This window comes from Stutzerimonas kunmingensis (assembly GCF_021432085.1).
Taxonomy (GTDB): domain Bacteria; phylum Pseudomonadota; class Gammaproteobacteria; order Pseudomonadales; family Pseudomonadaceae; genus Stutzerimonas.
Genome location: NZ_CP090366.1, coordinates 505,336 through 530,233 on the forward strand (window position 1 = coordinate 505,336; position 24,898 = coordinate 530,233).

21 protein-coding genes are annotated in these 24,898 nt (G+C 64.3%); 12 read left to right on the forward strand and 9 right to left on the reverse strand.

From position 1 onward, the window contains the following. Positions 1-31: 31 nt before the first annotated feature. The 7 genes from LW136_RS02320 (at position 32) to LW136_RS02350 (ending at position 7,710) form a co-directional block, all read left to right on the forward strand. Entirely contained in the window at positions 32-637 is a 606-nt protein-coding gene (locus LW136_RS02320; RefSeq protein WP_014818925.1) for a YqiA/YcfP family alpha/beta fold hydrolase, read from the forward strand. Between the two features lie 153 nt (positions 638-790). Further along, the gene (parE, locus tag LW136_RS02325) at positions 791-2,677 is read left to right on the forward strand and encodes a DNA topoisomerase IV subunit B (protein ID WP_234174563.1); all 1,887 of its coding nucleotides are present in this window, start codon (positions 791-793) and stop codon (positions 2,675-2,677) included. Next, positions 2,674-3,657 carry an esterase-like activity of phytase family protein gene (locus LW136_RS02330; RefSeq protein WP_234174564.1) on the forward strand — a complete coding sequence of 328 codons (984 nt, stop codon included), beginning with the start codon at positions 2,674-2,676 and terminating at the stop codon, positions 3,655-3,657. The genes parE and LW136_RS02330 overlap by 4 nt, the downstream gene beginning before the upstream one ends. After that, positions 3,654-4,187 (forward strand): retropepsin-like aspartic protease family protein, encoded by a 534-nt coding sequence (locus LW136_RS02335; RefSeq protein ID WP_003301658.1) that lies wholly within the window; start codon positions 3,654-3,656, stop codon positions 4,185-4,187. The genes LW136_RS02330 and LW136_RS02335 overlap by 4 nt, the downstream gene beginning before the upstream one ends. Continuing rightward, positions 4,184-4,567 (forward strand): bleomycin resistance protein, encoded by a 384-nt coding sequence (locus tag LW136_RS02340; RefSeq protein ID WP_031297512.1) that lies wholly within the window; start codon positions 4,184-4,186, stop codon positions 4,565-4,567. Before LW136_RS02335 ends, LW136_RS02340 begins: the two co-directional genes overlap by 4 nt. Beyond that, complete coding sequence (gene parC / locus LW136_RS02345) at positions 4,567-6,819, forward strand: DNA topoisomerase IV subunit A (protein ID WP_044315999.1); 2,253 nt, start codon at positions 4,567-4,569, stop codon at positions 6,817-6,819. The genes LW136_RS02340 and parC overlap by 1 nt, the downstream gene beginning before the upstream one ends. 183 nt (positions 6,820-7,002) lie before the next feature. Further along, positions 7,003-7,710 carry a PqiC family protein gene (locus tag LW136_RS02350; protein ID WP_234174565.1) on the forward strand — a complete coding sequence of 236 codons (708 nt, stop codon included), beginning with the start codon at positions 7,003-7,005 and terminating at the stop codon, positions 7,708-7,710. A 150-nt stretch (positions 7,711-7,860) separates the two neighbouring features. Here LW136_RS02350 and LW136_RS02355 read toward each other — a convergent pair whose 3' ends face one another. Continuing rightward, entirely contained in the window at positions 7,861-9,390 is a 1,530-nt protein-coding gene (locus LW136_RS02355) for an AhpA/YtjB family protein (RefSeq protein ID WP_234174566.1), read from the reverse strand. Between the two features lie 202 nt (positions 9,391-9,592). On the opposite strand from LW136_RS02355, the gene serB reads away from it, so the two are divergent. Beyond that, positions 9,593-10,807 carry a phosphoserine phosphatase SerB gene (gene serB / locus LW136_RS02360; protein ID WP_023444899.1) on the forward strand — a complete coding sequence of 405 codons (1,215 nt, stop codon included), beginning with the start codon at positions 9,593-9,595 and terminating at the stop codon, positions 10,805-10,807. A gap of 85 nt (positions 10,808-10,892) precedes the next feature. Here serB and LW136_RS02365 read toward each other — a convergent pair whose 3' ends face one another. The 6 genes from LW136_RS02365 to LW136_RS02390 all read right to left on the reverse strand — a co-directional run bounded on the left by LW136_RS02365 (position 10,893) and on the right by LW136_RS02390 (position 19,493). Then, positions 10,893-11,966: an NAD(P)-dependent alcohol dehydrogenase gene (locus tag LW136_RS02365; RefSeq protein ID WP_041015879.1), complete on the reverse strand. Its 1,074-nt coding sequence runs from the start codon at positions 11,964-11,966 to the stop codon at positions 10,893-10,895. A gap of 136 nt (positions 11,967-12,102) precedes the next feature. Next, on the reverse strand, positions 12,103-14,169 hold the full coding sequence (locus tag LW136_RS02370; protein WP_234174567.1) for a GGDEF/EAL domain-containing response regulator: 2,067 nt from the start codon (positions 14,167-14,169) through the stop codon (positions 12,103-12,105). A gap of 61 nt (positions 14,170-14,230) precedes the next feature. Next, complete coding sequence (locus LW136_RS02375; RefSeq protein ID WP_234174568.1) at positions 14,231-16,069, reverse strand: molecular chaperone; 1,839 nt, start codon at positions 16,067-16,069, stop codon at positions 14,231-14,233. 141 nt (positions 16,070-16,210) lie between these two features. Then, complete coding sequence (gene asd, locus LW136_RS02380) at positions 16,211-17,104, reverse strand: archaetidylserine decarboxylase (RefSeq protein WP_234174569.1); 894 nt, start codon at positions 17,102-17,104, stop codon at positions 16,211-16,213. Positions 17,105-17,115: 11 nt separating this feature from the next. Continuing rightward, positions 17,116-17,931 carry a rhodanese-like domain-containing protein gene (locus LW136_RS02385; protein ID WP_234174570.1) on the reverse strand — a complete coding sequence of 272 codons (816 nt, stop codon included), beginning with the start codon at positions 17,929-17,931 and terminating at the stop codon, positions 17,116-17,118. 47 nt (positions 17,932-17,978) lie between these two features. Then, positions 17,979-19,493, reverse strand: a complete 1,515-nt coding sequence (locus LW136_RS02390) for an HDOD domain-containing protein (protein ID WP_042921829.1) — start codon at positions 19,491-19,493, stop codon at positions 17,979-17,981. Between the two features lie 166 nt (positions 19,494-19,659). On the opposite strand from LW136_RS02390, the gene motA reads away from it, so the two are divergent. Together motA and motB are read left to right on the forward strand one after the other, a co-directional pair. Next, the gene (motA, locus tag LW136_RS02395; protein WP_042921826.1) at positions 19,660-20,511 is read left to right on the forward strand and encodes a flagellar motor stator protein MotA; all 852 of its coding nucleotides are present in this window, start codon (positions 19,660-19,662) and stop codon (positions 20,509-20,511) included. A 9-nt stretch (positions 20,512-20,520) separates the two neighbouring features. Continuing rightward, positions 20,521-21,522 (forward strand): flagellar motor protein MotB, encoded by a 1,002-nt coding sequence (gene motB, locus LW136_RS02400; protein ID WP_234174571.1) that lies wholly within the window; start codon positions 20,521-20,523, stop codon positions 21,520-21,522. 8 nt (positions 21,523-21,530) lie between these two features. Here motB and rsgA read toward each other — a convergent pair whose 3' ends face one another. Continuing rightward, the gene (gene rsgA, locus LW136_RS02405; RefSeq protein WP_234174572.1) at positions 21,531-22,562 is read right to left on the reverse strand and encodes a small ribosomal subunit biogenesis GTPase RsgA; all 1,032 of its coding nucleotides are present in this window, start codon (positions 22,560-22,562) and stop codon (positions 21,531-21,533) included. Between the two features lie 123 nt (positions 22,563-22,685). Between rsgA and LW136_RS02410 the strand changes: the two genes are divergently transcribed. Next, positions 22,686-23,492 (forward strand): class I SAM-dependent methyltransferase, encoded by an 807-nt coding sequence (locus tag LW136_RS02410; RefSeq protein WP_191121455.1) that lies wholly within the window; start codon positions 22,686-22,688, stop codon positions 23,490-23,492. Positions 23,493-23,520: 28 nt separating this feature from the next. Then, a complete protein-coding gene (gene orn, locus LW136_RS02415) occupies positions 23,521-24,063 on the forward strand; it encodes an oligoribonuclease (protein WP_041015886.1) in 543 nt (180 codons plus the stop codon). A gap of 186 nt (positions 24,064-24,249) precedes the next feature. On the opposite strand, the gene LW136_RS02420 is transcribed toward orn, so the two are convergent. Further along, complete coding sequence (locus LW136_RS02420) at positions 24,250-24,891, reverse strand: oxidoreductase (RefSeq protein ID WP_191121456.1); 642 nt, start codon at positions 24,889-24,891, stop codon at positions 24,250-24,252. Positions 24,892-24,898 lie beyond the last annotated feature (7 nt).

Consider the following 24,898-nt stretch of genomic DNA (forward strand, 5'->3'; position numbering starts at 1 on the left):
TAGCCTTGCGGTTTTCCTACGAACTGTATCCATGTCCAGCTATTCACCTTCGATTCTCTATATCCACGGTCTCAACAGCTCACCGGTCTCGCAGAAGGCCAGCCAGTTGTCCGCTGCGCTGGAGAAACTGGGCATGGCCGAACGCTTGCGGGTCCCCGCGCTGCACCATCATCCGCGTCAAGCCATCGCCCAACTCGAAGCATGCCTGGCCGAGCTCGGCCGGCCGTTGCTGGTCGGCAGCTCGCTTGGCGGCTACTATGCGACGCACCTCGCCGAGCGCCATGGCCTCAAGGCATTGCTCATCAATCCGGCCGTGGCACCGCACCGCCGGTTCGACGGTTATCTTGGGCCGCAGACCAATCTGTATAGCGGGGAAGTCTGGGACCTCACCGACGATCATGTAACCGCCTTGGCGGAACTGGAAACCGCGCCACCACAGGATGCCGAGCGCTATCAGGTCTGGCTGCAGACGGGCGACGAGACGCTGGATTACCGTGACGCCGCGCAGTTCTATCGTGGCTGTGCACTGCGCATTCAGGCCGGTGGCGACCATGGCTTTCAGGGATTTGCCGAGCGTCTGCCGGCGCTGCTGGCCTTTGCCGGCTTCGAGCCGCAGGCATGGCTTGATCGGCTCTGAAGGGATGCTGATGCGCGGCGCAACGTTAGCGCGGCTGGTCGGCGGCCAGGGTGGTTTCGCGAACGCGGACCTGCCATTTCATTCGGGCCGTTGCGCGGATTTCGCTGCCCGCAAGGGCTGATTCATTCAGAACATAAGGACAGTGCCAGACAGATGTCTTATACCGCAGAAGCCATCGAGGTTCTTTCCGGCCTCGACCCGGTGCGCAAGCGCCCGGGCATGTACACCGATACCTCGCGGCCCAACCACCTGGCCCAGGAAGTCATCGACAACAGCGTCGACGAAGCCCTCGCCGGCCATGCCCGCTCGGTTCAGGTGATCCTGCATCAAGACAGTTCGCTGGAAGTGATCGACGACGGCCGTGGCATGCCGGTGGACATCCACCCGGAAGAGGGTGTGCCGGGCGTCGAGCTGATCCTCACCAAGCTTCACGCCGGCGGCAAGTTCTCCAACAAGAACTACCAGTTCTCCGGTGGTCTGCACGGGGTCGGCATCTCGGTGGTCAACGCCCTGTCGACGCGGGTCGAAGTGACCGTCAAGCGCGACGGCAGCGAGTACCGCATGAGCTTCGCCGATGGCTTCAAGGCCACTGACCTGGAAGTCATCGGCAGCGTCGGCAAGCGCAACACCGGTACCAGCGTGCGCTTCTGGGCCGATCCGAAATACTTCGATTCCCCCAAATTCTCCATCAGTCGCCTCAAGCATGTGCTCAAGGCGAAGGCCGTGCTCTGCCCGGGGCTGAGCGTCAGCTTCGAGGACAAGAGCAGCGGCGAGAAGGTCGAGTGGCACTACGAGGACGGCCTGCGTTCGTACCTGGTCGACTCGGTCAGCGATTACCTGCGCCTGCCCGATGAACCCTTCGTCGGCACCCTGGCGGGCAACACCGAGGCGGTGGACTGGGCGCTGCTGTGGCTGCCGGAAGGTGGCGAGAGTGTCCAGGAGAGCTACGTCAACCTGATTCCAACGGCCCAGGGCGGCACCCACGTCAACGGCTTGCGCCAGGGGCTGCTGGACGCCATGCGCGAGTTCTGCGAGTTCCGCAACCTGCTGCCGCGCGGGCTGAAGCTGGCACCGGAAGACATCTGGGAGCGCATCGCCTTCGTCCTCTCGATGAAGATGCAGGAGCCGCAGTTCTCCGGGCAGACCAAGGAGCGCCTGTCGTCCCGCGAGGCCGCGGCATTCGTCTCCGGTGTGGTCAAGGATGCCTTCAGCCTCTGGCTCAATGCCCACCCGGAGCTGGGCATGCAACTGGCCGAGCTGGCGATCAGCAACGCCGGGCGCCGCCTCAAGGCCGGCAAGAAGGTCGAACGCAAGAAGATCACCCAGGGCCCAGCGCTGCCGGGCAAGCTGGCCGACTGCGCCGGGCAGGACCCGATGCGCGCCGAGCTGTTCCTGGTCGAGGGTGACTCGGCCGGTGGCTCGGCCAAGCAGGCGCGGGACAAGGAGTTCCAGGCGATCATGCCGCTGCGCGGCAAGATCCTGAACACCTGGGAAGTCGACGGCGGCGAAGTGCTGGCCAGCCAGGAAGTCCACGACATCGCCGTCGCCATCGGCGTCGATCCGGGCGCGGCCGATCTGGGCCAGCTGCGTTACGGCAAGATCTGCATCCTCGCCGACGCCGACTCAGACGGCCTGCACATCGCCACGTTGCTCTGCGCCCTGTTCGTTCAGCATTTCCGCCCTCTGGTCGAGGCCGGCCATGTCTATGTCGCCATGCCGCCGCTGTATCGCATCGATCTGGGCAAGGACATCTTCTACGCGCTGGACGAGGCCGAGCGGGACGGCATCCTCGAGCGTCTGGTTGCTGAAAAACGCCGTGGAAAACCTCAGGTCACCCGATTCAAGGGCCTCGGTGAGATGAATCCGCCGCAACTGCGCGAGACCACCATGGACCCCAACACGCGTCGGCTGGTACAGCTGACCCTGGATGATTTCGAGGGCACCCGCGAGATCATGGACATGCTGCTGGCCAAGAAGCGCGCCGGCGACCGCAAGAGCTGGCTCGAGTCCAAGGGCAATCTGGCCGAGGTGCTGGTTTGATCCGCCGTTGGCTGGCGTTGCTGAGTCTGGCTTCGGCACCGCTCTGGGCCAGCGAGCCGGTGCCCGAACTGAAGTTGCTCGGCGAGCACCCGGTGGCCGGAATAACCGGTGGCAACCTGTCCGGAATGGCCTGGTGCGGCGATGCCTTGTGGGCCGTTTCCGATCGCGAGGACGACGTTCTCTATCGTCTGGATACCAGCGTCTCGCCCTGGCAGGCGGAGCCCGAGCGGTTCGAGGCGGGCCCGCCGCCGGACAGCGGCTTGCCCTGGGGCATGCGCATGCGAGCCTGGGTCAGTGGCCAGGTGCGGGGTGGTCAGCTGGATTTCGAAGGTCTGAGTTGTGACAGCCTGGGCAACCGCTACGTGGTCAGTGAGGCCCATGCCGGCGTGCTGCGGGTCAGCCCGGCGGGTACGGCGGAATGGCTGCGCCTGCCCGATACATTGGTACGACAGGCGCGGGCCAGTGGCATGCTCTGGCACTTCAACGCGCTGTTCGAAGGGATCGCCGTCGATCCGAAGGCCGAGCGCATGTGGCTTGCGGCCGAACGCGAGCGCCGCGGTCTTCTGGTGCTGCATCGCCAGCAGAGCAGTTGGCAGTGCACGGGCGGTTGCGTGCTGATGGCCGAGGGGGGCGATCAGCTGCCGCCCGCTGCGCTGGGCGATGCGCCGCTGCCAAGGAGCTTCTCGGCGGTGGCGTTCTTCGCCGACAAGCTTTTCGTGCTGGAGCCCTCGGCCTATCGCGTCTGTCGTCGCAACCCGGCCACTGGTGTGGTCGAGCGCTGCTGGTCATTTGCCGAGGAAGCGTTGACCGAGGGGCGCCGTTACGCTGAGCCCTACGGTAATGCCGAGGCGTTATGGGTCGATGCCGAAGGTGTCTGGATCGGCGTCGACAACAACGGCAAGGCCCGTGGCGATGGCGAAAAGCGTCCGATCGTCTGGCGTTTTGCCGCGCCCGATGGCGGCTGGGGCGCGAAGCCGTGAGCCAGACCGCCGGGCGGCGTGCCGGGCGCGTGATGCTGGTGCTCGCCTGGGGCGTCGGACTGTTCCTGGCCACCCGCTTTTTCGCCGCTTGGGAGGAGGATCGGCTCAACCCCAATCGGCAGCCGGTTTCCCAGCTGCAGGGCGAGCAGATCGAAGTGCAGCTGGCCGGCAATGTCCAAGGCCATTTCGTCGCCAGCGGGCGGATCAATGGCGAGGCGGTCACCTTTCTGCTCGATACCGGTGCTACCGATGTCGCGGTGCCGGCCGAGCTGGCCGAACGGCTGGGGCTGGAGCGCGGCGCGCCGGTGATGCTGCACACCGCCAACGGCCAGACCACCGGTTATCGCACCGTGCTGTCGAGCCTCGATCTGGGTGACATCCGCCTGCACGACGTGCGCGCTATCGTCGCTCCCGGCTTTCGCAGCGAACAGGTTCTGCTCGGTATGAGCGCACTGAAGCAGCTTGAATTCACCCAGCGCGCTGGCACCCTGGTGCTGCGCCAGCAGCTACCTCAGGGGCAAGACCGATGAGGGCGCTCATACAGTCCACGGTGCCTGTCCTGGCTTCGTTGAATCTCGATGAAAGCCGCGGCTTCTACACGACCTATCTGGGTTTCCAGGTCGTGCTCCAGGCCACTGACTACCTGATCGTGGAGCGCGACGGTGCTCAGCTGCATTTCTGGCTTTGCACGGAGCGCCACGTTGCCGAGAACACCTCCTGCTACATACGTACCGGCGATTGCCAGGCGCTGTACCGGGAGTTCTGTCAGCGTGGCCTGGTCCTGGACGCGCCCGTTATGCAGCCCTGGGGCATGCAAGAACTTTATGTCATCGACGCCCACGGCAACTTGCTCAAGTTTGGCGAGCAACCAGCCGTGAGTCATCCATCCTTTGCTGAAGAAAACTGCTGATGAGCGAATCCCTCGACCTGAGCCTGGACGGCGTGGAGCGTCGCTCCCTCGCCGATTTCACCGAGCAGGCCTACCTCAACTACTCCATGTACGTGATCATGGATCGCGCACTGCCGCATATCGGCGACGGTTTGAAGCCGGTGCAGCGGCGCATCATCTATGCCATGAGCGAACTCGGCCTGGGCGCCGACGCCAAGCACAAGAAGTCCGCACGTACCGTCGGTGACGTGCTCGGCAAGTTTCATCCGCATGGCGACAGTGCCTGCTACGAAGCCATGGTGCTGATGGCGCAGCCGTTCAGCTATCGCTACACGCTGGTCGATGGTCAGGGCAACTGGGGCGCGCCGGATGATCCCAAGTCCTTCGCCGCCATGCGTTACACCGAGGCCCGGCTGTCGCGTTATTCCGAGGTGCTGCTCAGCGAGCTGGGGCAGGGTACGGTGGAGTGGGTGCCGAACTTCGATGGCACCCTCGACGAGCCGGCGACGCTACCGGCGCGCCTGCCCAACCTTTTGCTCAACGGCACCACCGGCATCGCCGTGGGCATGGCCACCGATGTGCCGCCGCACAACCTGCGTGAAGTGGCGAGCGCCTGCATACGTCTGCTCGACGAGCCGAGCGCCAGTGTCGAGCAGCTCTGCGAGCATGTGCTGGGGCCGGATTTCCCCACCGAGGCGGAGATCATCACGCCGCGTGCGGACCTGCTGAAGATCTATGAGACAGGTCGAGGTTCCGTTCGCATGCGGGCCGTCTACCGTGTCGAAGACGGCGACGTCGTGGTCACCGCGCTGCCGCACCAGGTGTCCGGCTCCAAGGTGCTCGAGCAGATCGCCGGGCAGATGCAGGCCAAGAAGCTGCCGATGGTCGCCGACCTGCGCGATGAGTCGGATCATGAGAACCCCTGTCGCATCGTCATCATCCCGCGCTCCAACCGGGTCGATGTCGAAGCGCTGATGCAGCACCTGTTCGCCACCACCGATCTGGAGTCCAGCTACCGGGTCAACACCAACGTGATCGGGCTCGATGGTCGCCCACAGGTGAAGAACCTGCGCACCCTGCTCAGCGAGTGGCTGACCTATCGCATCGGCACCGTGCGCCGTCGCCTGCAGTTCCGCCTGGACAAGGTCGAGAGGCGTCTGCACCTGTTGGAAGGCTTGCTGGTGGCCTTCCTCAATCTGGATGAAGTGATCCACATCATCCGTACCGAAGATCAGCCCAAACCGGTGCTGATGGCGCGCTTCGAGCTCTCTGAGCTGCAGGCCGACTACATCCTCGACACCCGCCTGCGTCAGCTGGCGCGGCTGGAAGAGATGAAGATCCGCGGCGAGCAGGACGAGCTGGCCAAGGAGCGCGAGAAGCTGCTGGCGCTGCTGGGTAGTGAAACCAAGCTGAAGAAACTGGTGCGCAAGGAGCTGATCGAGGACGCGGAAACCTACGGCGACGATCGCCGCTCGCCGATCGTCGCGCGTGCCGAGGCGCGGGCGTTGTCGGAAAACGAGCTGCTGCCGTCCGAGCCGGTGACCGTGGTGATCTCCGATAAAGGCTGGGCGCGCTGCGCCAAGGGCCATGATGTCGATGCCTGCGGGCTGTCCTACAAGGCCGGAGATGGCTTCAAGGCAGCTGCGGCCGGGCGCTCGAATCAATATGCGGTGTTCATCGACTCCACTGGGCGCAGCTATTCGCTGGCGGCGCACTCGCTGCCTTCGGCGCGAGGCCAGGGCGAGCCGCTCACCGGCCGGCTGACGCCACCGCCGGGCGCGAGTTTCGAATGCGTGATGCTGCCCGATGATGAGGCGCTCTACGTGATCGCCTCGGACGCCGGCTACGGTTTCGTGGTCAAGGGCGAAGACCTGCAGGCCAAGAACAAGGCGGGCAAGGCGCTGCTCTCGCTGCCGAAAGGCGCCAAGGTCGTCGCGCCGCGGCCGCTGGCCAGTCGCGAGGAGGATTGGCTGGCTGCAGTGACGACCGAGGGCCGTCTACTGGTGTTCCCGGTGCGGGATCTGCCGCAGCTGGGCAAGGGCAAGGGCAACAAGATCATTGGCATCCCCGGCGAGCGGGTCGCGAGCCGCGAGGAGTATCTGGTCGATCTCGCTGTGCTGCCGACCGGTGCGACACTGGTGTTGCAGGCGGGCAAGCGCACGCTGTCGCTCAAGGCCGAGGATCTGGAGCACTACAAAGGCGAACGTGGCAGGCGCGGCAACAAGCTGCCACGAGGCTTCCAGCGCGTCGAAGGCTTGCTGGTCGAAGCATGACCAAACGCATTGGCGCTGGAATCGAAGGCCGCTTTCACGGAAGATAGCGGCCTTTCCAGCCTGCGGCATGTTGCCCGGTGCTTTCTTTCGCGTCGGCGGAGTCGATTGTCCGGCGAGACATATGCACGAGGCATTGGCGATCTGATGGTCGCGAGCGGCCTGAACTCTGGTGTTATGACGGTAATGAAGAATTTGCTGCGTGTTCCGACTGTTTTGTTGCTGGCCAGCATGGGGCTGACAGGCTGCATCGGCCTGCAGCCTGCGCCAATGTACCGACTGGACGGCGGTACGACTGAAGTGCCTGAGCGAACCGATGGCGCCGCCGTGCTGCTGGCACCGGTGACGCTTGCCGATTATCTGCAGCGTGACGCCTTGCTTCAGCGTCTGGCTGACGGCAGCCTGGCCGTCGACGGACAGCGCGCCCACTGGGCGGGTAGCCTGAAGGCCGACGTCGAGCAGGTGTTGCTGCGCCAGCTGGCCTGGCGTCTGGATACGCAGAGCCTGGTGCTTGGCCCGGCCGACGAAGGCTTTACGCCAGAAGTGCAGATCGAGCTGTCCATCACGCGCCTTGATTCCGGCCCCGAATTCCCGGCGGTACTCGAGGCGCAATGGCGTCTGCGCGACAAGGCGGGCAAGCACCTGGGCAGTCGACTGGTGCGCCTGCAGGAGGAGCACCAGGGCAGCGCGAGCGACCAGGTGCGGGCGCAGAGCGTTCTGCTGCAGCGCCTGAGCGAGATGGTCGCCGATGCGGTCGAACCTACCCTGGTAGCCAAGACCGCACCCAAGGTTGCCCCTGCCAAGCCACAGGTAAGCAAGTCTGCCGAGGCACCGGCACCGCGCATCCCGGCCGCCGAACCCATTCGTACGGATATGGAAGTGTTCCGCTTCTGACTCTGTCGCGGCTGCTGTTGCAGCCAGCGCATTGAAAAGCCCGGCCAGTGATCTGGTCGGGCTTTTTCATTTTCTCGGGCTGGTTGCGACTGCGGGCTCGACCAAAGGTCAAAGGTCAACGGTCGTTTGATAGCGACCGTATGGCTTGCGTCAGTGGGTGCGGCTGCGTAGTTCGTGCATGCGCGTCAGCTGGCGTTCCAGCAGCGAGGGGTATGGGTCCAGCAGGCGCTCGACGCAGCAGGCGCCTTCCGGGCTGGCAATCGGGCGGATGCGCGCGCGCTGCTGAATCAGCCGGTCCTCGCTGATGCTGGCCTCTACCAGCAGCAGGTTGCGGCTGTGCAGCGACATATCCAGCGCAGCTTGCGCCGGCTGGCTGAGCAGCAGGTCGCCCTGGCTCAGGTCGAACAGGCCATCGCCCTGGGTCAGGGCGAGCTGCAGTTGCAGCGTGATGCCGCTGTCGGCGACGTCGATCTGCAAGGCATGGCCCAGCGCACGCATCAGTTCGCCGCAGCAGATCGCGTGGGTGAGGTAGTTCTGCTCGTCGTCCTGGCTATGAAACAACATCAGGCTGCTGCCATCGTTGAGCGTGTGCAGCTCGGCCTGGTAAAGCGTGGCGGCTTGTTGCAGGCAGTCTCGATAGCGTTGCAGCAGTTCGGTCAGGCGCGGCCGCGGCAAGCGGCGCAATTGTTCCTGCCCGCCGAGCTGGATGGCCAGCACGGCGCTGCGGGTAGGTTGCGGCGGGGTAGGAGGCTGTACGCTCGGGGTACCCAGTGACGGGAGCTCGAACGGGACGTCATCGTCCAGCTGCTGCACGTCGTCATCAGCGTTCGCGGAAAAGCCGCGTGGGCGATGTGACTCGTCGTCCAGCTCGATATCGAAGCGCTCCGGTTGCGCTGCGGGGGATCGTGAGTCAATGCTGTGGTCGTCACCCTGGTCGAAATAGTCGTCGTCCAGTGCATCGCTCAGGTCAAGCTCCGCCTCGGGCTTCTCCGGCACCAGGCGTGCCTGCAGCTGGCGCGCAAGGTCGCCAATCTCGTCCTGCCGTCCGGCACCCGGGGCGGGGTCGTCCGGGTCGCGCAGCCACAGGCGCAGCTGCATCAAGGGCGTCGCCAATTGCCGGCCCAGGCGCAGGCTCAGCATCAGCGTCAACGCCAGCAGGATCAGGCTGAGCAGTCCCATGCTCTGCAGGCTGATGGTCATCGGCTGCTGAAACTGCTGCATGTCCAGGCTCACGCGCAGATGCCCGGCAATCACTTCCTGAAAGCTGATTGGTGTTGAATAAAGCCCGTTATCGTCCCCGAGCAGGCCCTGCTGAGGCCGGGTTCCGGACTCGGCGAGCACGCGATTGTCCACGCTGTAGATCGCTGCGTGAGCGACCAGCGGGTTCTTCACCAGATTGCTCAGCAGCACGTTGAGGCTGAGAATGTCGTTGGCCACCAGCAGATCGGTGGCCGAGGCGGCCGTCTGGGTGACCAGGCTCTGGCCGAGCGCGTCGGCCTGCTGCTCCATGGCATGTTTGAACTGCATGCCGATCACCCACGCGTAGATGATCAGCGCCAGCGCCACCAGCAGCAGCGTATGGCTGGCAATACGCAACACCAGCGGCACGCGATGCTGGCGTACTGCGCGATAGAGCATGAGGAAGAAGTTGTCTGGCTTTACGGATGCGGGCCGGTTCACAGAGCGCGGCTCTTCTCGTCGGGAAATTGCCGAGCAGTATACGGAAAGCACGGGGGGCGCTGAAGGTCTGCGACGGTAAGCTGACGAATTGCGTCCAGGGTCATCGTGGTGGGGCGCGATGTGCCTGCCGCGGGGCTTGTCCAGCGCGCTGGTCAGCTGATGTAGAATGCCCGCCTTCGTTGCCTGCCATGGGAGCTGCGCCTTGCGCGAAATCGTCCTGATCAATATCACCGGTGAAGATCGACCGGGCCTCACCGCGGCCATCACCGGCGTGCTCGCCCAGGGTGGCGTGAACATTCTCGACATCGGCCAGGCGGTGATACATGACACTCTGTCGTTCGGCATCCTGATCGAGATTCCGGATAACGAGCGCGCCTCGTCGGTACTCAAGGACGTCCTGTTCATGGGCTACAAGCATGACCAGCAGGTGCGCTTCACCCCGGTGGCCGAGGCCGACTACCAGCACTGGGTGGCCGGGCAGGGCAAGTCCCGGCACATCGTCACCCTGCTGACGCGCAAGGTCACCGCCGAGCAATTGCAGCGGGTCAGCTCGATCACGGCGAAGTACGGGCTCAACATCGACCATATCGACCGCCTGTCCGGACGCATGCCGCTGGACATGCCGGAAGAACTGGGCAAGGGCTGCATCGAGTTTTCGGTGCGCGGCGAGCCGGCCGATACCGCGGCGCTGCGCGCCGAGTTTCTCAGCGTGGCGCAGGAGCTCAATGTCGATATCGCCTTCCAGCGCGATTCGGTCTACCGGCGCAACCGCCGGCTGGCTGTGTTCGACATGGACTCGACGTTGATCGAGGCCGAGGTCATCGACGAGCTGGCCAAGGCCGCCGGTGTTGGCGAACAGGTGTCCGAGATCACCGAGCGGGCGATGCGCGGCGAGCTGGATTTCCGCGCCAGCTTCAAGGAGCGCCTGGCGCTGCTGGAAGGCTTGTCGGAAGACGTGCTGGCGGACATCGGTGCCAGCCTGCGCCTGACCGAGGGTGCCGAAGTGCTGTTCGCCGAACTCAAGCGCCTGGGCTACAAGACAGCGATCCTGTCCGGCGGCTTCAGCTATTTCGCCAAGCAGCTGCAGGCCAAGCTCGGCATCGACTACGTGTTCGCCAATGAATTGCAGATCGAGAACGGCAAGGTTACCGGCGTGGCGGTCGAGCCGATCGTCGATGCCCAGCGCAAGGCCGATCTGCTGCGCCAGCTGGCCGAGCAGGAAGGGCTGTGTCTGGAGCAGACCATCGCCGTGGGTGATGGCGCCAACGACCTGCCGATGCTTGGTCTGGCCGGCCTGGGCGTTGCCTTCCGCGCCAAACCGCTGGTCAAGCAGTCGGCCAAGCAGGCGATTTCAACCCTGGGTCTGGACGGGATTCTCTACCTGCTGGGTTTCCGCGATCGCGACGGCACGGAATAAAGCGCGGCTGCAGGCTCGAACAACGCAAAGCCCCGGATCAATCGATCCGGGGCTCTAGTTTTGTCACTCATGCCTTGCAGTGTCTTCAGGGTTTGATCGCCACTTTCAGCACGCCATCGCGCTGATTGGCAAACAGGTCGTAGGCGTCGGTGATGTCGTCCAGCGCATATTGATGGGTGACCAGCGGGCCGAGATCGACCCGGCCCGAGGCGACCACATTGAGCAGTCGGCGCATGCGCTCCTTGCCGCCCGGGCAGAGCGAGGTGACGATCTTGTTGTCGCCAAGCCCCGCATGGAAAGCGCCGAGCGGAATGGTCAGGTCACTGGAATAGACGCCCAGGCTGGACAGCGTTCCGCCCGGCTTGAGTACTCGCAATGCGCTCTCGAACGTCGATTGCAGGCCCAGCGCCTCGATGGAGGCGTCGACGCCGCGGCCGCCGGTTAGCTTGAGAACCTCTTCCACCACATCGACATTGCGGAAGTTGAGCGTCACGTCCGCTCCCATCTTCCGGGCGATATCCAGTCGCGCATCCACACCGTCCACGGCGATGATGGTGCCCGCACCGCGGAGCCTGGCGCCAGCGGTGGCACAGAGGCCGATGGGCCCCTGGGCGAAGATCACCACGATGTCGCCGATCTTGATATTGGCCGCCTCGGCGCCGGCGAATCCGGTGGACATGATGTCCGGGCACATCAGCACCTGTTCGTCGGTCAGGCCGTCCGGTACGGGCGCCAGGTTGGCCATGGCGTCGGGTACCAGTACGTACTCGGCCTGGGTGCCGTCGATGCTGTTGCCGAAACGCCAGCCGCCCATGGGCTTGTAACCATGACAGGAGCAGCCGCCGTCCTGCGAGGGGAGGCCGTCCTGACAGGCGTAGGAGGTGAAGCTCGGGCAGATGGCCCCGGCGATGACGCGCTGACCTTCCTGGTAGCCCTTGACGTTGCTGCCCAGCTTTTCGATGACGCCTACCGGCTCGTGGCCGATGGTCAGGCCGGGAGCGACCGGATACTCACCCTTGAGAATGTGCACGTCGGTGCCGCAGATCGTGGTTGTGGTGATGCGTAGCAGGGCATCGTTGGGGCCGATCTCGGGGATGGGCTTGTCCTGCAGTTCGATGCGGCCCGGTTCGACGAACACGGCAGCTTTCATCATGACCATGGTGCGGCTCCTCTTCGAGTTGAAGGCGTCCGGACACTCTAGCTCAGCGCTGCGGCTGGCCAGTGATCGTAGTCAAGCTGAGGTGGATTGTCTGCTGGCGTTGGGGCTGGCGGGAGGCTGCCAGCCCGGCGGCGCATCACTCCTCGTCGGAGGCGAAGTCGTAGTCCATCGACTGACTCGGGCCCTGCAGATAATGGCCCTGGATGTAGCTGACGCCGGCTTGCCACAGCGTAGCGAGTACGGTCGCGCTTTCGACGAACGGCACGATGCTCTGCTTCTGCTGCTCGTGCAGTTCGGCGAGCAGGGCCTTGAGCGCTTCCTGGTTTTCCTGGCGGGTCAGATCCTGGGTGTAGGAGCCATCGACCTTGATGAACTCGGCATCCAGATGCTTGAGCGTATTGAATGGGTTGAGCACGCAGCCGAACTGGGCGAGCGCGGTGCGGCATCCGAGGCCGTTGAGTCCCTGGGCCAGCGCCTTGGCTGGTTTGAGATAGGCCACGGCATCGGCTTCACCGAACTCGAAGGCCAGCGAATCGCCTGGCAGGCGCGAAGCCTTGAGCACGACGCCGAGCCAGGGCAGCAGGCTGGGGTCCTGGATACTGGCGGCGGACAGGTGCAGGAACAGTCGCGTGCGATGGCCCTTGGCGCGGTGCTCGGCGAGCAGTTTGATGGAGTTGAGAATGACCCAGCGGTCGATCTTGGCAGCCAGGCCGGCGTCGGCCGCGGTACTGAGGAACTCGTTCGGCGGGACTTCCACGCCCTGCGGATCGAGTAGCCGCAGCAGCACTTCGTAATGCTCGAAGCTGTCGCCGCGCAGGCTGATGATCGGCTGGAACAGCAGGCGGAAGCTGTTGCTTTCCAGCGCCTGCTTGAGCATCGCGACGATGTCGCCGCGGTTGGCTGCTGCCGCCAGTTCGTCGGCCGGGTTGTAGAGCTTCAGCGCATTGCCGTCGCTCAGTTCATCGGCACAGCGGTGCGCGCGCTCGATCGCGTCTTGAGCCTTGGCGGTCTTCTCGTCGAGGCCGGCAACGCCGATGCTGAGGGTGGTTTGCACCGTGCGACCGCCGACATCGAGCAGTTGGCCTTCGACCTTGGTCAGCAGCTTGCGCAGCTCCGGTTCGGCCTGCTGCGGAATGACGCCGGGTTGCAGGACTGCAAAGACGTCATCGGCGAAGCGAGCCAGCTGGGCTTCGCCGGGGAAGTGGCCCCGCAACAGGGTGGCGAGCTGGTTGAGCAGCTGGTCGGAGTCGGTCAGGCCGATGTCTGCTTGTAACGCGGCGAAGCGATCGACGCGAATGTAGGCGAGGCTGGCGGGCTGACCGGCATTGATCGCGCGCTCTACCGCGGCGTCAATCACTTCGAGGAAGCTGTTGCGGTTGAGCAGGCCGGTTACCGGGTCCTGGCTGCTGATCTCGCGCAGCTTCTGCAGTTCGGCACTGTCGTTCTCGGCGCGGATCACCACCTGAATGCAGGGCTCGCCGTCATAGGCCGCCGGCGAGAAGTGCATGCGTGTCTTGAGTGTGTCGCCATCGGCGCGCACGCCGCCACAGGCCAGTTCGGCGCTGCCTTCCATGCTCTGGTAATTCTTCAGGAAGGTCTTGAAACGGCTCTGGTCGGTGCCGCTGATCAGATCGATCATCGGCATGCCTTCCAGATCCTCTACGTCGTCGTAGCCGAACAGTTCGAGATAGGCGCGGTTGGCGTAGATGTGCATGCCGTCGTGCACGTAGGCAATGGCGTCCACCGAGCTGTCGAGCAAGAGCTGGCAGCGTTTTTCCGCTTCACGCAGCGCCACTTCCGCTGAACGGCGCGCGCGGCGCTCTTCGAGATTGGCCAGTTCGCGATTGGCCACCAGCAGCAGCCATTCGTCCTCGCCCTGCGGCAGAGCATCCTGGGCGCCGAGCATCAGCGCTTCGGTGATCGCTTCGGCGTCGTTGCCCGCTGTGAGCTGGATGATGGGGATGTCCTTGGCCTGCCGGCGAATGGCGTTGATGGCCTCGCTGGGGTCGAGGTTCTCGCTCTGCGGTGCATTGATCAGCAGGTCCCAGGTCTGTTTCAGGGCTTCGGCCAGATCGTCGCTGGAGGTGAGTCGATGCACCCGGGTCGCCTGTCCGGCATTGCGGAAGAGGCTGACCAGGCGCTCGGCCTCGTTCTGCGAGTCTTCGAGAATCAGCAGGCGGATGGTTTTCTTTTGCAGGGCCATGGCAACAGCTTAAGTGCGCGCCAAAGCGGCGCGGGCAGGCAGGAGTGCGAGACTCGGCAATCTACAGCGACTTCCAGAGTGAGTCAAAATCTTCATCCCCGCCCGCTGTGTGGGTTTTCCAGCCTGTGACAGGCGTCTCTCGCTCTGGCACGACCTGGCCGAGGGAGCGGTATTCGAACTGATTGTAGTTGCCCGTGGTCGCACGGCGCTGGTTCAGCACGGCACGTTCTTCCTCGCCGTTGCGGTTGATCTGTACCTTGTGTCCCTCCTGGAAGGGCAGGCGTGGTGCGATCAGCGTTGCCGGCTGGGAGATCGCGGCGATCTCCGGCAACAGCAGGGCGCGCAGGTACTCACTGCCTTGGTCGACCTTGCGCAGCAGGCGCAGACCACAGGGCATGGCCTGCGGCGCTATCAGTTCGATGCCCAGCTGCGTGCTGCCGCCGCGTACCTGACGAACCCAGCGCACCACGGCGACGCTCCAGGTTTGCCCGGTTTCTTCGCGCAGTCCCAAGAGCTCGCCGGTCTGCAGCAGGCTGGGCACCTCGCCTTCCCAGGCCAGGCAGTAACCGCCGGGGCTATGGTCGACCAGCTGGACCTGGTAGATCGGATGATCTTCGCTGTTGGTGGATTTGCTTTTTGTCGGAGCAGGCGCAGCTGCTCTGCTCGCTGGCGCTACACGCGAGACATCGGGCCGGACGAACTCGATGTGGTCGTTGTCCGGCAGGCGTTCGATGCTGAGGCTGTGTGCATCGAAGGCATTGGCCCAGACATCCGCGGCGCCGTTGTGCAGCTTGAAGACCGCTCGATTCGAGGAGCCGGGCAGCTCGAGCACCTCGTTGAAGGCGCGCTGACCGGCGAGCTGATAATGCAGTGCGGTCATGCCGATGCATAGCGTCAGCGCGCCCTTTGCCGGCGTGCGCTGGAAGGTTCGTTCGGAGATGGCGCCCCATGCCGAACTCAGGTGGCGCAGCAGATCGTCGTCGAGTCCTGCGGCGGCCGGAAGACGGCTCAACCGTCGGTTGTCGGGCGCCAGGCGCAGGTGTTCATCGATGACGCCGACCAGCATCCGGGTATCGATGCCGAGCAGATTCTGCTGGTTTCTGTCGGGAAACAACGACCGATAGCGCGGTGGCCCGTCCACCAGCGGAGACAGGAGGAAGAGGCTATTGGCTGAACTGGCCGGCTGGATCTGCGCCATGGCGCCCCAGGCCTCCAGTGCTGCGGCCAGCTTGACGATGTTTTGCTGACGCAACTGATTGCAGCGCGCGCAACCGAGCAGCAGCGCTGCCAGGTAACTCTGCTCGGCGGTGAGCTCCTTGGCGTGTCGTGCCAGTGGGTCGCGCAGCAGCAGGCGCTCGGTGCCATGCTCGACCGCCAGCTGGTAGAGCTGGTGCAGTTCCAGCCACAGTCCGGCGGCTGCCGGGCTGTACAGCTGAGTGGAGCGGATCAGCAAGGCGCCGAGGCTGTGAATGGCGCGTTGCAGGGCGATCGATAGCAGCTGATGTCGATCGCGCTCGGGTTGGGAAACCACACGCACCACGATCAGCTTGTAGCCAACCGCGAGGTGATTCTGCAGCGCCTGGCAGAGACCGGCGACTTTGCGTGGTCGCTCGCTGAGCACGATGGGCTGGTTGACGAAGTGCTTTTCCAGCTGGTTGCAGACGAAATGCACGTCCGGCCGCAGCAGTTCCAGCATCTGCAGGCGGGTTTCCGTGGCGATGCGCAGTTGGTTGAGTTCGATCAGCGCCTGGTAAAGCTGGCGCGCGGTTTCGCCTATGTTGGCTTTCGGCAAGCCGGCGAGCCAGCCGGTTACGCCGCGCACGCTGGCGTCGCAGAAGGACAGGGTCTGCCGGGTGGGCGCTGGTACGCGCAACAGCAGATGATGGCTCTGTCTATCCAAACGGTTGGCTCCGCGGTGGTCAGGGCATAATTAATGAGAACTCTATCAATATCTGCCGCAGCGGGCAGGACTGAATGATGGCTTCATGATATTAGCCGACGTTCGGCAGTTATGGGCTGCCGAACGTCGCTGGGGCAGGAATCAGAGGGTTTCGAGCGGGTCGGCGGCGGTTGGACTGGACGTCGCCTGGCCCAGCGCTTCGCCCATGCACACGGGGCTCAGCGGCCCTAGTTGTTCAGCCCAGCGCACCTGTTCCGGCCCGAACAGCAGAATTACCGTCGAACCCAGCTTGAAACGGCCCATCTCGGCGCCTTTCTCAAGATGGATGGGCACACGCGCCGCTTCGTCGTAGCGGAAAGTCTTCAAGGCACGCTTGGGTGGTGTGACCAGGCCGGCCCAGACGGTCTCGATGCTGGCGACGATCATCGCGCCGACCAGCACCATGGCCATCGGCCCGTGCTCGGTATCGAACAGGCAGACCACCCGCTCGTTGCGCGCGAACAGCTCCGGCACGCCCTGCGCGGTGACCGTGTTGACCGAGAAGATGCGCCCCGGCACGTAGACCATTTCCCGCAGCGTGCCGCTGACCGGCATATGCACGCGGTGATAATCCTTGGGCGAGAGGTAGACCGTGGCGAACGCGCCGCCCATGAACGGAGCGGCGCGTTCGTGATCGCCGCCAAGCAGCTCCATGGCGCTGTAACTGTGGCCCTTGGCCTGGAAGATACGGCCTTGTTCTATCCGGCCCAGCTGGCTGATGGCGCCGTCGCAGGGGTTGAGGATGGCGCCCGGAGTCTGATCCAGCGGGCGGGCACCGTCTCTCAAAGCGCGGGTGAAGAAGGCATTGAAGTGCTCGTAGGCCGTGGGCTCCTCGACCTGGGCCTCGCGCATGTCGACCTGAAAATGCCGGACGAACCACTTGATGAAGGTGTTCTTCACCCACGGCAGCCGGCACTCGGCCAGGCAGCCAGCCAGACGGGAGATGAGGTGATGGGGCAGCACGTACTGGCTGATGACGAACAGGCGATCTTTCATGTGGGTCCTTTTCATTGCTGCACCGGTGTATCAGGCAGGTTGCCCCATTCGGACCAGGAGCCGGCATAGCCCTTGACGCGTGGGTAGCCGAGTGCCTTGGCCAGGAGGTAGGTGAGGCCGGAGCGATGATGGGTGTGGCAGTGGGTTACGACTTCCTTTTCCGGGACGATGCCCAGTGCCTCCAACTGCTCGGAGATGTCCTCGCGGATTCGGAGGTCGCGAGCACGGTCCATGGCGGCGGTCCACTCGAAGTTGATTGCCCCGGGTATGTGGCCGCCCCGCGCGGCAAAGAGTTTTTCGCCACGGAATTCGGCCGGCGAGCGCGCGTCCCAGATCACCAGATCGTCTGCGCCGAGGCGGCTTTCGATGTAGCTGCGGGTCGCGATTGGGGCGGGGTCCATCGTCAGGTTCGGCAGGCCGGGCGCCGCCTCGGGTATCTGCTGGGTCAGCGGTCGCGCCTCGCCGAGCCAGGCGTGCAGCCCGCCGTTGAGGTAGTGGTAGTGGTGATGGCCGATCACGTCGAGCAGCCAGATGAAACGACCGGCCCAGCCGCCGCCTTCGTCGTCATACACCACGTACACCGCGTCGTGCCGATGACCCAGTGCGCCGAACAATCGCTGCAGCTGCGCAATATCCGGAAGCAATCCCGGCGCTGGCGGCTGGCCGAGCTGGGTCTGTTTGGGATCGACGAAGCGAGCGCCCGGCAGGTGGCCTTCGGCATAACGGGCGGCGCTGGTCAGGTCGACCAGAATCAGCTCCGGCGCGTCCAGGCGTGCGGCCAGGTCGGCTGGCTCGATCACCAGCGGCAGGTTGGAAAAGGCAGACACGGCAGCCCTCATCTAGTCGTAGAAGGGGCGAAGTCTAGCGAAAAAGCTCAGACCCCGCGCCTGCTGAAGGTAGCCAATGCGCGCTCGATGCACTGCGTTGTTTTAGCGAATGTTTGCAGGGTAGTGTCGGAGAAGGGCGCGCCGTTCTGGTCGGAAACCACCAGCATCAGCACGCGCCCGTCGATGCCCAGCGAGCGCAACAGCAGATGTTCGCCGCTGAAAAGCGCTTTCAGGCTGCCGGGCAGCAAGGCCGAGAACTGTGCCATGTTGGCCGGCTGCAGGCGCAGCTGTGCCGGCTTTTCCAGCAGACGCCGCACGATCTGGCTCTGCTCGGGGGTGAGGGTAAGTCGCGCAGCATCGCTTGGCAGGCCGGCCGATTGCTGGGCGACCAGGCGGTTCTGCTTTCGGTCGAACAGCAACACCAGTGTGCGCTGCATGCCCGCGCAGGCAAGGGCTTGGCTGGCGGTGGCGGTCAGCTGCAAGACGTTGCTGAACGGCGTCGGCTCGCTGAGCAGGCGGCGACAGTGCTCGCGCCATTCGGCCAGATCGGCGTCGCTTGCTACCGGCGCAGCACGCAACACCTGAAAACGGGTACCGGTAGGCCACAGCAGGCCTTGAGCCGGATGCCAGAGATCGGTCCGGCCGATCTCCCGGGCGCTGGTCGCCGCCTGCTGGTGCACCATCTGCTGCAGATCGGCGAGCGACACCTGCAGATACAAACCGGCCAGGCGCTGCCAGCGCAGGCTGTGTATGCCGCTCCAGCTATGGTGCGAGGACAGTGCCAGGCCGTTGGCCAGCACGATGGTGTTGCTCGGCAGCGTCAGCCAGCGGCGCAGGTCGGGGTCGGCGTCGAGCATCTGCTGCTGATGCAGCGGGTGCTCGTTGTCGTGGGCAATATGCAGGGCCTTGATCAGACGCCGCCGATCGGTGCCCAGCAGGCGATAACCCTGAATGATCCAGTCCGGCAGCCGCCAATGCTCAGCAAGCCTTAGGCACAGCTCCAGCAGGGATACGCCGAGCAGCTCGCGCTCGACCCTGCTGGCCGGCTCGCCCTTGACCAGTACCCGCTGCTCCCAACTGTCGAGCAGATGCGGATAGGCGCCTATCAGCGCCCAGGCGGGAGACAGGAACAGCAGGCTGCCCCAGTGAATGTCCTGCCACAGTCGTGCGAGGCGGGCGGCGAACAGTCCGTTGGCCTGCTGGCTGGCGTGGCGGCTGATTAATACCAGTTGCCGCAGCGGCTGCGGCATGTCGGCGGCCTCCATGGCCGGAATGCGCGCCAGCAGCGCTTCGGCGCGCTGCAGGCCGATGCGGCTGAGCGCGACCTCCAGGCTCTCGGCCGGCTGGCTGTCGCCGATGCCTCGATTGGCCTCCTGGATGAAACGCAGCGCCAGCACGGGGCTGTCCTGAATAAGCTCGGCGATCTGCCGCATCGACTTGCTGCTGTCGCGCAGCGCCAGTCGCACCTTGCCATGGACGCCGGCAAACGCGGGAAGGGGTGCATCGTCGAGAGCCTTGATCCAGGCGGGTATCGTGCGTGGCAGCGGAGGTGTGGTGGTCATGGCCGAACTAGCTTTTCATCGGGATGGCCTTTAGTCTGGCGCAAAAGTTCCGATAACCAGAACAATTCTTCCAACATTCCTTTCGCAAGGTCGTCTGGTGACGATTCTGGGCGTTTATTTGCCCTTGATCCGGACGGCTCGTAACCAGGTTTTAGACGTACCTCCTATGGTCAAAATAATCGGGATTATCGTCGTGTTCGCCAGCGTGCTGGGCGGGTTCGTGCTCTCTGGCGGCAAGATCGGCGCGCTCATCCATCCGTTCGAGGTGATGATCATCGGTGGTGCGGCGCTGGGCGGTTTTCTGCAGGCCAACCCCGCCAGCACCACCATGCTGGTGTTCAAAAAATCGCTGAAGATGTTCAGCACCCGTTTTACCCATACCTATTATCTGGAAGTGCTCAGCCTGCTCTACTCGATCCTCAACAAGAGTCGTCGTGAAGGGATGATGGCCATTGAAGCTGACCTGGAAGATCCCGCCGCCAGTCCGCTGTTCAGCAAGTACCCGGGCTTCCTGCAGGACGAGCGCATGACCGCCTTCACCTGCGATTACCTACGCATCATGTCGTCCGGCAACATGGCGCCGCACGAACTCGAAGGCCTGTTCGACATGGAACTGAACAGCCTGAAGGAAGAACTCGAACATCCCTCCCATGCGGTCGCCAAGGTGGCGGACGGCCTGCCGGCGATGGGTATCGTCGCGGCGGTACTGGGCATCGTCATCACCATGTCGATCCTCGCCGAGGCGGATAACGCGATGATCGGTTACAAGGTTGGCTCGGCGCTGGTCGGTACTTTCCTCGGTATTCTTGCCTCCTATGGCTTCTTCGGGCCACTGGCCGCGGCACTGGAGCACGATGCCAAGGAGGAGCTGAACGTGTACGAGGCGATCAAGGCCACGCTGGTCGCCTCGGCCTCGGGCATGCCGCCGACGCTGGCTGTCGAGTTCGGGCGCAAGGTCCTTTATCCGGCGCATCGCCCGAGCTTTGCCGAGCTCGAGCAAGCCATGCGCGGCAGCTAAAGGCTCGTCATGGACAACACTCAACCGATCATCGTCAAACGGGTCAAGAAGGTTGCGGGCGGCCACCATGGCGGCGCGTGGAAGATCGCCTTCGCCGACTTTGCTACCGCGATGATGGCGTTCTTTCTGGTGATGTGGTTGATGAGTTCGGCGACGCCTGAGCAGAAGAAACTGATCTCCGGCTACTTCCAGGATCCGATCGGCTTCACCGAAAGCGCCAGCCCGCACGTCATCGACCTGGGGGGGACGCCGACACCCTCGCCGGACCGCACCCTCAATCCAGAGCTGGAGCCGGCGCAGAGCGAAGCGCAGATCGATAGCGATCAGGTGGAAACCTTCGCCGAACAGCTGGAGCGCGAGCGCCTCGAGCTGCTGTTGCAGGAGCTGCAGAACAAGGTCGACGAGAATCCCGAGCTGCAGAAGTTCAAGGACCAGATCCTTTTCGAAATCACCCAGGACGGCCTGCGCATCCAGATCATGGATGCCGAGAACCGGCCCATGTTCGCCCTCGGTAGCGCCCAGTTGCAGCCCTACTTCGAAGACATCCTGCTGGCGCTGGTCGACACCATCGCCGCGGTGCCGAACAAGATCAGCGTCAGCGGCCACACCGATGCGAAGCCTTTCTCCGGGCGCAGCGACTTCGGCAACTGGGAGCTTTCGGCCGGGCGTGCCAACGCTGCACGCCGCACGCTGGTGATCGGTGGTTACCCGGAAGATCAGATCGCGCGGGTAGTGGGCTACGCCTCGTCCGCGCTGTTCGATCGCAAGGACCCGTTCAATCCGGTCAACCGACGCATCGATATTCTGGTGCTGACCAAGAAGGCGCAGCGTTCGATCGAGGGTGAGCAGCCCGCTGCCACGGATTCGACCGGTCCTGCCGAAGGCGAAGTCGCGCCATCTGGCGGCGCGGCGCCGGCTGGGGAGGAGCCGTTACAGCCGGAGCAACTGCGGGAGCGGTTGAACATCTTCGAAGATGGCGTGCTGCAGTTCAGTCAGCCCGGCGAGGGCTGAGCGCCAGATCAGTAATCCGGTTCTGGCAGGCTGCTGAGAATGTGTCGGTAACTGCTCATGCGCTGCGGCTGGATGCGCCCGTCCTCCAGCGCCTGGAGCAGGGCGCAGCCGGGCTCGCGATCATGCTTGCAGTCGCGGAAGCGGCAGTGCCCGAGCAGATCCTGGAATTCGATGAAGCCCGCTTCGACGTCGGCGCGACTGACGTGGCCTAAGCCGAATTCGCGGATGCCGGGGGAGTCGATCAGCTCGCCGCCACCGGGAAAGTGGAACAGACGTGCCGTGGTGGTGGTGTGGGTGCCCTTGCCGGTCATTTCCGACAGCGCCCCGACGCGGGTGTCGACGCCCGGCAATAGGCTGTTCACCAGCGAAGACTTGCCTACCCCGGATTGCCCGACGAAGACGCTGACGTGGCCGTCGAGCCGCTCCTTGAGCGCTTCCATGCCGCCACCACCGTGGGCCGAGACTTCCAGCAGCGGATAGTTCAGCTGCCGATAGACTTCCAGCAGGCGATTCAGCGCGGCTTCGTTCTGCTCGTCGATCAGGTCGACCTTGTTCAACAGCAGCAATGGCGTGATGCCGGCGTGCTCCGCGGCGACCAGATAGCGGTCGATCAGGTTGGCGTGGGGCTCCGGTAGCGGCGCGAAGACGATGACGATCAGGTCGACGTTCGCCGCCACGGGCTTGAGCTGGCCACGGGTATCCGGGCGGCAGAGTTCCGAATGTCGCGGCAGCTGCGCAACGATGACACCGATGCCCTGGTTGCCCGGGCGCCAGACCACACGATCGCCGGTGACCAGTGCCGGCAGGTTGGCGCGCAGGTGGCAGCGAAAGACCTGCCCGCTGTGTTCGCCTTCCAGTGCTTCCACCTCGACCTGCACGCCGAAATGCGCGATGACCAGTCCGGTCTGCTCCGGGCCAAGATCGCCGCCTTCGAGCTCTTCGAGTGCACGACTTTCGCGACGCGCGGCGCGGGCGGCGCGCTCTTCCTGGATTTTCTCGATACGCCAGTTCTGCCGGCGGTTGAGTTGGCGTTTGGCCATGAATTCGGGCGTCTCTGAGGTTGGTGAGCGAGTCTAGCATGCTGCAACCCGCCCACTTCGGCCTGTATCGCGCTGAAGCCGGAGGGTTAGACTGGCGCTCCTTCACCCGTTCGATTGTCGGTCATGCCTGCTACTGTCGTTACTCGCCTGCCCATCCTGCGTGCGCTGCTGGCCCAGCTGGTGGCGCTGCTGGTGGTCTGGCTGCTATTGCTCGGACTGGTCGGCGTGCTGGGTGTGCGTCCCGGTCTCATCCTTGTGGCAGTCGCGCAGGGCTGTCTGGCGGCGCTGATCGGGGCCCGGCTCGGGCTGTCGGCCTGGTGGCTGGCGATCAACCTGATGTTCGTTCCTGGCCTGGCGTTGCTGCGTGATTTCGACGTGCCGGGCTGGTTGCCGCTGGGCGCGTTCACGTTGTTGTTGCTGTTGAACTGGAATGCCTTCACCGAGCGCGTGCCGCTCTACCTGACCGGTCGTGAAGCCGAGCGCCAGTTGCGCAACCGGCTGAGCGAGCTGCCGGCGGGTTTCCGCTATATCGACTTGGGCAGCGGCCTGGCCGGCACGTTGTCGCGCCTGGCACGGGACTTTCCGGCGGCGCAGTTCATTGGCGTGGAAACCGCGCCGCTGACCTTCGCACTGTCCTGGCTGCGCTGCCTGCCGCGGCGCAACTGCCATATTCGCCTGCTCAGTCTGTGGCGGGTCGATCTCGCCGAGTACGACGTGGTCTATTGCTTCCTCTCACCGGCACCCATGGCCGCCCTGTGGAACAAGGCGCACGCCGAGATGCGTCCCGGCGCGCTGTTGATCAGCAACAGCTTCGCGGTGCCAGGGGTCGAGCCGGTTGAAGTGCAGCAATTGAATGACTGGCGCCGCTCGCGGCTGCTTATCTGGTACCCCGGTGGCGCGACACCTGACGGCGTCGATACGAGCGGCTAAACTGCGCCGCACAGCCAAGGAGCCCGCCATGCAGAACCCGCAGAACCTGATCTGGATCGACCTGGAAATGACCGGTCTGGATCCGGACAACGACGTCATCATCGAGATGGCGACCATCGTCACCGACAGTCAGCTCAACGTGCTGGCCGAGGGGCCGGTGATCGCGGTACACCAGAGCGATGAAACACTGGCGCGCATGGATGAGTGGAACACCCGTCAGCACGGCGGCTCGGGCCTGACCCAGCGCGTGCGTGAGAGCAGGATTTCCACCGCCGAGGCCGAGCAGGCGACGCTGGCCTTCCTCGAGCAGTGGGTGCCCAAAGGCAAGTCGCCGATCTGCGGCAACAGCATCTGCCAGGACCGACGCTTCCTCTACCGGCAGATGCCGACGCTCGAGGCCTACTTCCACTACCGCAATCTGGACGTATCGACGCTCAAGGAGTTGGCGGCACGTTGGGCGCCGCAGATCATGGAAGGTTTCAAGAAGAGCGGCACGCACCTGGCGCTTGACGACATCCGTGACTCCATCGCCGAGCTGCGGCATTACCGCGAGCATTTCATCAAGGTCTGAAAGGGGCGTTAACGCCTGACGCGTTTGGGGATCGTAGGGTGGGTCACGCTTCACCGATCCACCGACGAGGCCAGGTGGATGTTAAAAGCGACATCCACCCTGCGTCACTGATGATGATCGTGAGAGCGATGCCACAGCGTCGTCCATCCAGTGGTCAATCGCCGCCTTTTGGCAAGGCGCCGACAGTCATTTCCCCAATTTGCGCAGCTCGTCCGATTCGACGATGCGCACGCCGTCGCCTTCTTCCAGCGCCAGTCGCCACAGCGCGCGGGCGAGGGTGCAGGTCTCGATGCCGTGGTACTTGCCCGGCAGCAGCTGCGACAGGGGCGCCGCGATGCGTTCGCTCAACCGCGGCTCCAAGCGTGGGCCGATCAGTTGAGAGGGGCGGGCGATGGTCAGCTGTGGCCAGTCCTGCTGCTGCAATGCCGCCTCCATTTCGCCTTTGACCTTGAGGTAGAAGATCGAACTGTCCGGGTTGGCCCCCAGCGAGCTGATCACCAGCAGGTGACGCGCGCCCATCTCCTTAGTCCGGCGGGCAAACGCCAGCACCAGATCATGATCGATGGCGCGGAACGCCTCCTGGCCACCGGCCTGCTTTAGCGTGCTGCCCAGGCAGCAGAAGGCCGTGTCGATCTCGCCGCCCAGCGTTGGCAGCAACGCCAGCAGCTCTCCGACCGGGTTTTCCAGGCGCTGATGGGCCGCCAATGGCCTGCGTGTGGGCGCCAGCACGCGTTCGACGGTGGGTTCGTTGAGCAGGCGATCGAGCAGGTGCTCGCCAGTGAGTCCGGTGGCGCCGGCAAGCAGAATGCGCTGTGGCGTCAAATACATGGTCTTG

Excerpts from the sequence above, each read along its gene's own strand:
- LW136_RS02320 (WP_014818925.1), top strand. The coding sequence starts at position 32 with ATGTCCAGCTATTCACCTTCGATTCTCTATATCCACGGTCTCAACAGC.
- parE (WP_234174563.1), top strand. The coding sequence starts at position 791 with ATGTCTTATACCGCAGAAGCCATCGAGGTTCTTTCCGGCCTCGACCCG.
- LW136_RS02340 (WP_031297512.1), top strand. The coding sequence starts at position 4,184 with ATGAGGGCGCTCATACAGTCCACGGTGCCTGTCCTGGCTTCGTTGAAT.
- parC (WP_044315999.1), top strand. The coding sequence starts at position 4,567 with ATGAGCGAATCCCTCGACCTGAGCCTGGACGGCGTGGAGCGTCGCTCC.
- LW136_RS02350 (WP_234174565.1), top strand. The coding sequence starts at position 7,003 with ATGAAGAATTTGCTGCGTGTTCCGACTGTTTTGTTGCTGGCCAGCATG.
- LW136_RS02365 (WP_041015879.1), bottom strand. The coding sequence starts at position 11,966 with ATGGTCATGATGAAAGCTGCCGTGTTCGTCGAACCGGGCCGCATCGAA.
- LW136_RS02370 (WP_234174567.1), bottom strand. The coding sequence starts at position 14,169 with ATGGCCCTGCAAAAGAAAACCATCCGCCTGCTGATTCTCGAAGACTCG.
- asd (WP_234174569.1), bottom strand. The coding sequence starts at position 17,104 with ATGAAAGATCGCCTGTTCGTCATCAGCCAGTACGTGCTGCCCCATCAC.
- LW136_RS02390 (WP_042921829.1), bottom strand. The coding sequence starts at position 19,493 with ATGACCACCACACCTCCGCTGCCACGCACGATACCCGCCTGGATCAAG.
- motA (WP_042921826.1), top strand. The coding sequence starts at position 19,660 with ATGGTCAAAATAATCGGGATTATCGTCGTGTTCGCCAGCGTGCTGGGC.
- motB (WP_234174571.1), top strand. The coding sequence starts at position 20,521 with ATGGACAACACTCAACCGATCATCGTCAAACGGGTCAAGAAGGTTGCG.
- rsgA (WP_234174572.1), bottom strand. The coding sequence starts at position 22,562 with ATGGCCAAACGCCAACTCAACCGCCGGCAGAACTGGCGTATCGAGAAA.
- LW136_RS02410 (WP_191121455.1), top strand. The coding sequence starts at position 22,686 with ATGCCTGCTACTGTCGTTACTCGCCTGCCCATCCTGCGTGCGCTGCTG.
- orn (WP_041015886.1), top strand. The coding sequence starts at position 23,521 with ATGCAGAACCCGCAGAACCTGATCTGGATCGACCTGGAAATGACCGGT.
- LW136_RS02420 (WP_191121456.1), bottom strand. The coding sequence starts at position 24,891 with ATGTATTTGACGCCACAGCGCATTCTGCTTGCCGGCGCCACCGGACTC.